Here is a 201-nt window from a genome sequence, read left to right on the forward strand (position 1 = left end):
AAAAAAAGGGAGCTGCTCATTATTAGCTAAATACCTAAATTTAATAGTCTAACAAACGATTAAATATGAACAGTTTTACCGCAAATTATGAAAAAATATTAGAGATACTGATAACAATTGAGAGTAAAATGAATTTTTTAAATCAAATCCGCAATCCCAAATTGTCAGATCTTGAGTTAATCTCCATAGACTTAACTTCAG

1 pseudogene is annotated in these 201 nt (G+C 27.9%); it reads left to right on the forward strand.

Annotation, left to right across the window (positions count from 1 at the left end):
• Nucleotides 1–65 precede the first annotated feature (65 nt).
• Nucleotides 66–201: pseudogene (locus GNY06_RS15835) on the forward strand (IS982 family transposase); the annotation flags it as partial.

Origin of the sequence: Elizabethkingia argenteiflava (assembly GCF_009904105.1) — a bacterium.
Taxonomy (GTDB): domain Bacteria; phylum Bacteroidota; class Bacteroidia; order Flavobacteriales; family Weeksellaceae; genus Elizabethkingia; species Elizabethkingia argenteiflava.